Origin of the sequence: Vibrio sp. 10N.247.311.14 (genome assembly GCF_041467715.1) — a bacterium.
Lineage (GTDB): Bacteria > Pseudomonadota > Gammaproteobacteria > Enterobacterales > Vibrionaceae > Vibrio > Vibrio crassostreae_C.
Genome location: NZ_JBFSVE010000018.1, coordinates 73608 through 82372 on the forward strand (window position 1 = coordinate 73608; position 8765 = coordinate 82372).

Sequence of the window (8765 nt, forward strand, 5' to 3'; positions counted from 1 at the left end):
CCCGAGAAGGAGGAACGACTGAGTCGGGAATCTCACTCCTTTAGCATATCTCCATAAAAATAAAGCCCGCATCAATCGCTTGATACGGGCTTATTAATCAATGAGTTATAGAGTTAATTGTAGAAAGACTCACCCAACCCAGCGCGTGTCAGTAGGCCATCACATGGCGCAAAACGATCACCGTACTTCTTAGCGAAGTCGTTCATCATCTCAACCAGTGACTTAATGCCGATTTGATCCATATAACGGAACGGACCACCTAGGAATGGCGGGAAACCGATACCGAAAATCGCACCGATATCACCATCACGAGGGCTGCGGATAATGCCGTCGTCTAGACAACGAACCGCTTCGTTTAGCATAGGTAACACACAGCGCATCGCGATATCGTTATCGCTCAACTTAGGATCTGGTTGCAGCTTAAGCAGCTTGTAAACTGACTTATCCACTTCCTTCTTCTTGCCTTTGTAAGTGTAGAAACCTTTACCACTCTTGCGGCCTTTACGATTGTCATTCAAAAGAATATCGAACACATCAGGACCTTGGAAACGATCGCCAAGCTCATTCACTAAAATCGGAATGATCTTCGCACCGATATCAACACCCACCTCATCTAATAAAGTGATAGGACCAACCGGGAAACCGAAGTCCAATAACGTGCTGTCGAGCTTTTCAATCGGCTCGTTCGCTAGCAGTAAATGCGCTGCTTCGTTCATGTACGGAGCAAGAATACGGTTCACATAAAAACCAGCCGTGTCTTTCACAACAATCGGCGTTTTACCTTGCTTCTTCGCTAATGCAACAACCGTAGAAATCGTCTCTTCTGACGTAGTTTCATGAGGGATAACTTCTACTAGCGGCATTTTTTCGGCTGGGCTGAAGTAGTGAAGACCGACCACGTTTTCTGGTCGCTGCGCCTTCTCCGCAATCTTATGGATCGGCAATGAAGACGTATTCGTCGCGAAAATAGTCTCTGGCTTGGCATTGGCTTCGATGTCCGCAACCATTGACTGCTTAAGGTCGAGGTCTTCAAATACCGCTTCAATCACCACATCGGTGTGATTAAAGCTCGTAAAGTCGATACCACCAGACAGTTGAAGCATCTTACTTTCAAGGCCCGCTCGGCTCAGAATGCGACGCTTACGCTGCTTATCGAACAACTTGAAGTTGTAGTTAAGCGCGTTCAGTACACCTTCATTTGATACGTCTTTAATGCGTACAGGCACTTTCGCCTTAGTAACACTGACATGGCTGATGCCTGCGCCCATAAGACCACCGCCTAGCACACCAACACGCTTAACCGCTTTGGGTTCTGCGTCTGCGCCGTGTTCTTTTTTCATTTCCGTGGTTGCAAAGAAAATCGAACGAAGGGCTTTAGACTCTGAAGTCATAACCAGTTCTGAGAAACGCTTCGCTTCATACTGAAGACCTTTATCAAAGCCGTTCTCAAGGCCATAACGAATCACGTCTAAAATCGCATCCGCTGCTGGGTAATTACCACGTGTTTTCTGATTGGTCTTCTTAGAAGCTTGTTCAAAAATCACTTTACGACCAAGGCCGTTACGTGAAATCAGCTTTTCTTTGGTCGACGCTTGGCTTTTCGACGCAAGGCGCTTACCTTTTTTACTGCCCGTATTCTTTTCAACAAAGCTTTTAGCGACTTCAAGCAGGATAGTTTCAGGCACACAAGCATCGACAACACCGAGCGATTTCGCTTTCTTAGCGCGCAGTTGCTTACCCGTAAGGATTAGGTCAAGAGATGGCAGCAAACCAATAAGGCGAGGTAGACGCTGTGTACCGCCAGAGCCTGGTAACAGACCTAACTGTACTTCTGGCAGACCAACGCGAGTCTTATCTGAATCGGTACATACACGGTAATCACACGCCAGTGCAAGCTCTAAACCACCACCTAAACATGGGCCGTGAATCGCTGCGACTACTGGGTACGGTAGTTCAGAAAGCGTTTGGAACATCTCCTGCCCTTGGCGAGCCAGAGACTGTGCTTCGTCAGCCGTTTTACACGCATCAAGCATTCTTACATCAGCACCAGCGATAAAGTTATCTGGCTTAAGAGAATGAACGATTAGGCCCTTAACTCGGCTTTGCTTTTCTTTGAGTTGCTCGAAGATGGCTTTCATTTCTTCAGCAAAAGCCGCTTGCAGCGTGTTCATTTTCTCGTTTGGTACATCAATCGCTAACCAAGCAATATCTTGCTCATCGATATTGAGAGTAAATGCTGTCGCTTTCTTTTTGGTTGATTCAGTCGCAGAGGTTGAATCTGGTTGAGCGACTGTTTCTTTTTCTGTTGTTGCATCAAGAGTCGTAGACATTATTCTACCTCCAAGATCATTGCTGCACCTAAACCACCAGCCGCACAAGCTGTGTTCAATGCCAAGCCGCCACCGCGACGTTTCAGTTCACGTAATGTTTGAGTCATCATGCGCGCGCCAGTCGCTGCAAACGGATGTCCGTAAGCAATCGAGCTACCCAGCACGTTGAACTTCTCCATATCAATCTCACCGATCGCTTTGTCGCGGCCAAGATTCTTCTGTGCAAACTCATCGCTCGCGAACATTTTAACGTTAGCCAAAACTTGGGCAGCGAATGCTTCATGCATCTCGATCAGTGTAAGGTCTGACAACTCTAAACCGGTGTTCTTTAATACTTGTGAGGTCGCGTAAGTCGGGCCCATCAACATATCTGTTTCAACACCAATCGCTGAGAACGCATAACCACGAATATAACCAAGCACTTCTAAGCCTAGTTCTTTCGCTTTACCTTCGCGCATCAACATCACTGCTGCACCGCCATCAGTCAGTGGCGTAGCATTGGCTGCCGTTACACTGCCGTACTTTCTATCAAAAGCAGGACGTAGCTTGGCGTATCCTTCAACCGTTGAGTCGTGGCGAATGTTGTTGTCTTCCGCTAGATACTTTTTGTAAGGTGCCGGGAATGCCGTCATCACTTCGTCTTTAATCTTGCCTTCTTTCCATGCCTGAGAAGCCAAAGAGTGAGAACGGTGAGCAAGTGCATCTTGAGCTTCGCGAGTAATACCATGCGTCTTAGCCATTTGCTCAGCCGTTTGTCCCATGGATAAACCGGTCGAGTATTCAGCAACTGCAGGTGGTACTGGCATCAAATCTTTTACGGAAAGTGTTTTAAGAATTTTCAGCTTTTGACCCATAGTTTTCGTTTTACTCAGCGCTAATAGATTTGCCGCTAACTTTTTCGAAACACCGATAGGCAATACAGAAGAAGAGTCCGCACCGCCCGCAATACCGATATCAATCGTGCCAGCCATAATGCTTTCGGTCACGTTAACTGCCGCTTGGAAGCTGGTCGCACATGCTCGTGTGACACTGTAGGCATCGGTATTGATGTTCATGCCTGTGCCCAACACGATTTCACGCGCAATGTTCGGCGCTTCTGGCATTTGCACTACTTGGCCGAACACAACTTGTTCGATAAGCGCAGGATCGACATCCGTTCTTGCAAGCATTTCGCTCACAACCATTTTGCCTAGGTCAACCGCAGGCACTTGGCTAAATTCTGTGCTCTGACGAGCAAATGGGGTTCGTAATCCAGCGACAACGGCAACACGTTCTCCAGAACGCGTTTTGACTTCCTGTTTGCCCATGGTTTCTCCTTAAAGTTAAGAGGTCTGACCTGAAGCATTGTAAAGAAGTTGTTAATTAAATCAAACGAGCGTTTAAATAAACGTGATACGAGTATCTCACTGTTTGAAAATATAACTGCACATTCAGGCGAACCTTTTTGGGGGAAAGGTTGTCGTAAGAGACTAAACTATTGTAAGCAAAGACTGTTATCGCTGTGTAGGGAATGGTTTTCTTGAGGCAAAAAAAAACCACACAAAGCTGTGTGGTCGGAATGTATATAAAGCAATTAACTTAGCGCCAATTGAAATAATCAGTTTCCTGATTAGGAGAAAGTAAAGTCAGCCTTCAAAAGGAAGTGTCGTCTTGCTCAACATGCTAGCCACGAATGACTAACTAGACGACAAGGTGTACTATAACGAGTTCGAGGCCTTAGATTTTGAAGTAGATCAATTTTAATGTGATTTTACGATTTCCTGCCGATCGTTAGCTCTAAAAATATAAAAACGAAGCACAACGTATAGAGGACAGCTATACGCAGAGCAATTATGGAGGCTCGTGTGTCAATAATAAAAATGTTTGGAAAGAAAACAGCCAAGCGTCCGGTCAACTCTGATATGGACAAACAAAGAAAATACGAAGCACTTGTGCGCGCCTATCATCGTGACCTCTTTCGCTACGCCTATTGGTTATGCAAAGACAAAAGCATTGCCGAAGACTTAGTTCAAGAAACTTGCCTTCGTGCATGGAAGTCACTCGATAGCCTTCAAGATGAAAAAGCCGCCAAATCTTGGCTGATTACCATCTTGAGACGCGAGAACGCTCGACGTTTTGAACGCAAACAGTTTGATCTGGTTGATATCGACGATCACGGTAACGATGCTAGTGTCAGTGATGACCCGCACCATCAGCATCAGTGGTTGCAAGCCCAGATCATGAAACTTGAAATTGATTACCGTGAACCTCTCTTCTTGCAAGTGATTGGTGGTTTTAGTGGTGATGAGATTGCCGATATTCTCGATCTCAACAAAAACACGGTGATGACACGTTTATTCAGAGCTCGAAATCAGTTGAAAGAGCTGTTGGATACAGAAGAGGCAGAGAGGGGGCAACATAATGGATGATTTGGAATTTCGTCGTCGTGTATTGTCGGAACCTAAACAACGTACACAAGATATTGTTGATGCGACCGCGAATAGCGAAGCCAATAGTAACTTCTTAGACGATGTACTAGCGCTTGATAAACAGATCCACTCTGCGATGAATGTGGATGTGCCAGACGATCTTGCTGATCGTATTCTGTTCAATCAGACCTCAAGCGAAGAAAGCAAAGTAGTAAGGCCAACGTTTGCGAGACGAGCAATGGCAATGGCCGCCTCAGTAGCATTCGTTGCAGGTTTATTAGTTGGCCAAGTGAATTGGGGAAATGCATTCGTTTCACCTGCGCAAGCTAGTTTAGTTGATACAGCGATGAAGCATGTTGTTGATGAGAAGAGCTTTGTTAGTAGCATCGATGAACAGGTTACATCGCAGCAGATCAACGCAAAAATGAACCCATTTGCTTTTCAGTTTGATGACGCTTTCCCTTACCATGTTTATTACCTAAACCACTGTGGCTTTGGTAAATCCAACGCAGTACATATGGTCTTCCAAGGCGCAAAAGGCAAAGTAACACTGTTTTTAACCGGTATTCCAACAGACAAACCTATCGATTTTGATGAAAAAGGCATGTCCGGCTCGGTAACACCCGTAGATGGCAGCAGCTTAATCCTTGTGGGTGAAAATGGTGAGGATGTTTCCAAAATCGCCGAAAAGCTGACAAAAATGATCAAACCAATGAGCTGATTCGCTCTTAAAGCCCCGTCACAAAAGGCCCAGCAATTATACTACTGATATTGCTGGGCTTTATTTATAAATAAACCACAAAACCATTCACACCACCAATACCTCTAGAGTTAAAACTCTAAAAAACAGCATTTCACACCATTTTCGTGCCAGATAGGCGTCATTTCCATAATTTTCCACTCAAAATTCCCAATGGTCGGATTTGTATATCGTATACTTGCGAATAGGATCAGCCACCATTGAGCAATTGCTCAAATTAATCGCCCTGTAGAGGCGGATATATAAAGGAATAAATGAATGACTACCAACAACACGCGTCTGTTTAAAAAGTCTCTTTTAGCAGTAACAATTACACTGGCGTCTTCGCAAGCGATGGCAGCAGGTTTCCAACTTAACGCACAATCAGCTACCGGTATCGGCCGTGCTTTCGCTGGTGATGCAGTAATCGCAGATAACGCGTCAGTAATGGCACGTAACCCTGCGGCAATGGCACTGTTTGACAAAACTGAACTATCTCTTGGTTTTGAAAGCATCACTTCTATGATTGAAGTCAAGGATGCTACTTACACAGGCTTCATGGGCGGTAATTCTAGCAATGCTGACTATGACGATGCTGGCGATACTTCGATTGCACCAAACATTCATCTAATCGTTCCAGTAAATGATAAATTTGCATGGGGTGTAAATGCTTATTCTAACTTCGGTACAAAAACTGAATTCAGCGATAGCTATGTGGGTGGTGAATACGGCGGCCTAACAGATGTAAAAAGTGTTAACTTTGGTTTAGCTGGTTCATACCGTCTAAACAAACAGTGGAGCTTTGGTGCAGGCCTTGACCTTATTTACGGTAAAGGCGAACTGAAACGAACAATGAGCTCGGAAGTTAATACTCCGCCAATCCCAGGCTTGCCACAAGCAGGTCAAACAGTTCTTGATGCTGAAGCGGATGGTTGGGCTGTGGGCTTTAACCTTGGTACTGTTTTCGAGTTAAATGAAAATAACCGTTTTGGTTTGGCTTACCACTACTCTCCGAAACTTGAAGCTGAAGGCGATATCAGCTACCAAGGCACTGAATATAAAGATGATACCCTTCATATGCCTCTACCTGATATGGTTGAGTTCTCTGGTTTCCACAAGATTGAAGATACTAAATTCGCAGTTCATTACTCAGTGCAATGGATTGGTTGGAGCTCATTTGACAAGCTAGAAGCAGACAAAGCAGGTGTTCTAAACAATTACGAATGGCAGAATGGTATGCACTACTCTCTAGGTGGTACATATTACATGAATCGCGATTGGACACTTCGTGCCGGCTACATGTATGACACAAGTGCACAAGATGAAGTCACTTCAGTTTCAGTTCCAGATTCAGATCGCCAATGGTTCTCAGCTGGTTTCACATACCACATCAACGAAGCGTCAAACGTAGACTTTGGTTTCACATACTTAATGGGCGACGATGTTAAAGTTAATGAATCAACTTCTGTTGTTTCGTCAATTTCAGCAACAACTCGTGCAGATGCAATCCTAATGGGTCTACAGTACAGCCGTAGCTTCTAATAAAAGCTAGGTTATAAACCTCAAAGGGTCGCATAATGCGACCCTTTTTTATTGCCTAAACCACTGACCTACATCAATTTAAGCTTACAACTGTAGCCTGCAAGGTCAATATATGACTACAAGTGTACGCTCAAACTTCGCAACACAGCAGAAACATTTAGATTATTTCTCTAATAATTAAACACATTTACTCATTAAATCCCTAAAACACTGTTTTATTCGAATTTCATTTTTAAAGTAATGACTCTAAACGTAGAATCACGCCACTAAATACTTATGATTCAGCGAACATAATAATGAAAATGAATAAGACTCTTCTATCTGCTGCAGTGGCAGTTGGACTACTTTCGACTTCTACCGTCACTCACGCGGCAGGTTTTCAACTAGCAGAATACTCAGCAACAGGCCTTGGCCGCGCATACGCTGGTGAAGCTGCAATGGCTGACGGCGCAGACGCACAATGGCGTAACCCTGCCATGCTGACTTACCTAGAAGGTACTCAGGTTTCTGTTGGTGCTATCTATGTTGACCCTAACATCGATATCGACGGTACTTCTACGTCCATGATGGGACAATCTACTTCGTCAAATTCTAGCGATTTTGCGCACAGTGCAGTAATCCCAAACTTTTATGTTTCTCATAAGTACAACGACAAGTTCGCATTAGGCTTTGCTGCTGGCACTAACTACGGTATGGAAACAGACCTAGGTAAAGACTTTGGTGGCGCAAACCACGGTAACGAAGCAAGTGTTACTACGATGGAGCTAAACCTAAACGCGGCTTACCAAGTACTTGAAAGCGTATCTATTGGTGGTGGTATTCGTTACATCATGGCTGAAGGTAGCTTTGGAGCGGTATCTACAGTTAACTCTCTAGTTCCTATGCCTCAAGGTACAGCTTTAAAATACATGGAAGGTGATGACACAGCGTGGGGCTGGCAAGTTGGTACCGCTTGGCAGATCAATGAAAACAACCGCCTTGGTTTTACCTACAAGTCAGAAGTAGACCTAACGCTTGAGGGCCACGCAAATGGTGTCGCTTTTGATGCTGTTGCTGGCGCTTTAGGTACTCCTGTGAAGTCAAAATATAACGGCTCAATGCAACTTGCATTGCCAGCAACCGCCGAGCTTGCAAGCTTCCATCAACTATCAGATAAAGTCGCTGTACATGCGAGCGTTAACTGGACTAATTGGAGTAGCTTTGAAGAACTAGTAGCTGACATCCCTGAATTCGGTCCTGCTCGAACTCAAGATATCAAGCAAGAGAACTGGGAAGACAACTACCGCTTTGCGATCGGTACAACTTACCAAATGACACCTAAGTTAGCTCTGCGCTCTGGTATTGCGTACGACACTTCAGCGGTAAGCGATGAACACCGTACTGCGACGATTCCGGAAACAGACCGCACTTGGTTGAGTATTGGTGCTGGCTACCAATGGTCTGAGCAACTAACACTAGACGCTGGTTTCACTTACATCCTAGCGAAAGACGCAAAAATGGTTGAAGATGACGCAAGTTCTGCGCCATTTGGTGGTGACTTCGAAGGTGAAGTGACTGGTAGCATCTGGTTAGTGGGCATCCAAGCGAACTACCGCTTCTAATCTACCGCCCTAAAAGTAGAAAATATTAAAAAGGCTCAATGTTGCATCAACATCGAGCCTGTCTTTTATCGGTTTTCTAAATCGTGTTTCTAGGGCGTGTTGATCTTTCGTGAGTGTTTTTTGAACAGCATGGTAAAGAGTTATA

Annotated in this window: 6 protein-coding genes; 4 read left to right on the forward strand and 2 right to left on the reverse strand. The window is 44.8% G+C overall.

Annotation, left to right across the window (positions count from 1 at the left end):
- Positions 1 to 113 precede the first annotated feature (113 nt).
- Positions 114 to 2330: a fatty acid oxidation complex subunit alpha FadJ gene (gene fadJ / locus AB6F11_RS08930; protein WP_102393290.1), complete on the reverse strand. Its 2217-nt coding sequence runs from the start codon at positions 2328 to 2330 to the stop codon at positions 114 to 116.
- Positions 2330 to 3637 (reverse strand): acetyl-CoA C-acyltransferase FadI, encoded by a 1308-nt coding sequence (gene fadI, locus AB6F11_RS08935; protein ID WP_017060645.1) that lies wholly within the window; start codon positions 3635 to 3637, stop codon positions 2330 to 2332. The genes fadJ and fadI overlap by 1 nt, the downstream gene beginning before the upstream one ends.
- 552 nt (positions 3638 to 4189) lie before the next feature.
- On the opposite strand from fadI, the gene AB6F11_RS08940 reads away from it, so the two are divergent.
- The 4 genes from AB6F11_RS08940 (at position 4190) to AB6F11_RS08955 (ending at position 8620) form a co-directional block, all read left to right on the forward strand.
- Complete coding sequence (locus tag AB6F11_RS08940) at positions 4190 to 4738, forward strand: sigma-70 family RNA polymerase sigma factor (protein ID WP_017060646.1); 549 nt, start codon at positions 4190 to 4192, stop codon at positions 4736 to 4738.
- Positions 4731 to 5459 carry a DUF3379 domain-containing protein gene (locus tag AB6F11_RS08945; RefSeq protein ID WP_017060647.1) on the forward strand — a complete coding sequence of 243 codons (729 nt, stop codon included), beginning with the start codon at positions 4731 to 4733 and terminating at the stop codon, positions 5457 to 5459. The genes AB6F11_RS08940 and AB6F11_RS08945 overlap by 8 nt, the downstream gene beginning before the upstream one ends.
- 297 nt (positions 5460 to 5756) lie before the next feature.
- Positions 5757 to 7019 (forward strand): outer membrane protein transport protein, encoded by a 1263-nt coding sequence (locus AB6F11_RS08950; RefSeq protein ID WP_102320197.1) that lies wholly within the window; start codon positions 5757 to 5759, stop codon positions 7017 to 7019.
- A gap of 296 nt (positions 7020 to 7315) precedes the next feature.
- Positions 7316 to 8620: an outer membrane protein transport protein gene (locus tag AB6F11_RS08955; RefSeq protein ID WP_017068971.1), complete on the forward strand. Its 1305-nt coding sequence runs from the start codon at positions 7316 to 7318 to the stop codon at positions 8618 to 8620.
- The last annotated feature ends 145 nt before the right edge of the window (positions 8621 to 8765 follow it).

Excerpts from the sequence above, each read along its gene's own strand:
- AB6F11_RS08955 (WP_017068971.1), top strand. The coding sequence starts at position 7,316 with ATGAAAATGAATAAGACTCTTCTATCTGCTGCAGTGGCAGTTGGACTA.
- fadI (WP_017060645.1), bottom strand. The coding sequence starts at position 3,637 with ATGGGCAAACAGGAAGTCAAAACGCGTTCTGGAGAACGTGTTGCCGTT.
- fadJ (WP_102393290.1), bottom strand. The coding sequence starts at position 2,330 with ATGTCTACGACTCTTGATGCAACAACAGAAAAAGAAACAGTCGCTCAA.
- AB6F11_RS08940 (WP_017060646.1), top strand. The coding sequence starts at position 4,190 with ATGTTTGGAAAGAAAACAGCCAAGCGTCCGGTCAACTCTGATATGGAC.
- AB6F11_RS08945 (WP_017060647.1), top strand. The coding sequence starts at position 4,731 with ATGGATGATTTGGAATTTCGTCGTCGTGTATTGTCGGAACCTAAACAA.
- AB6F11_RS08950 (WP_102320197.1), top strand. The coding sequence starts at position 5,757 with ATGACTACCAACAACACGCGTCTGTTTAAAAAGTCTCTTTTAGCAGTA.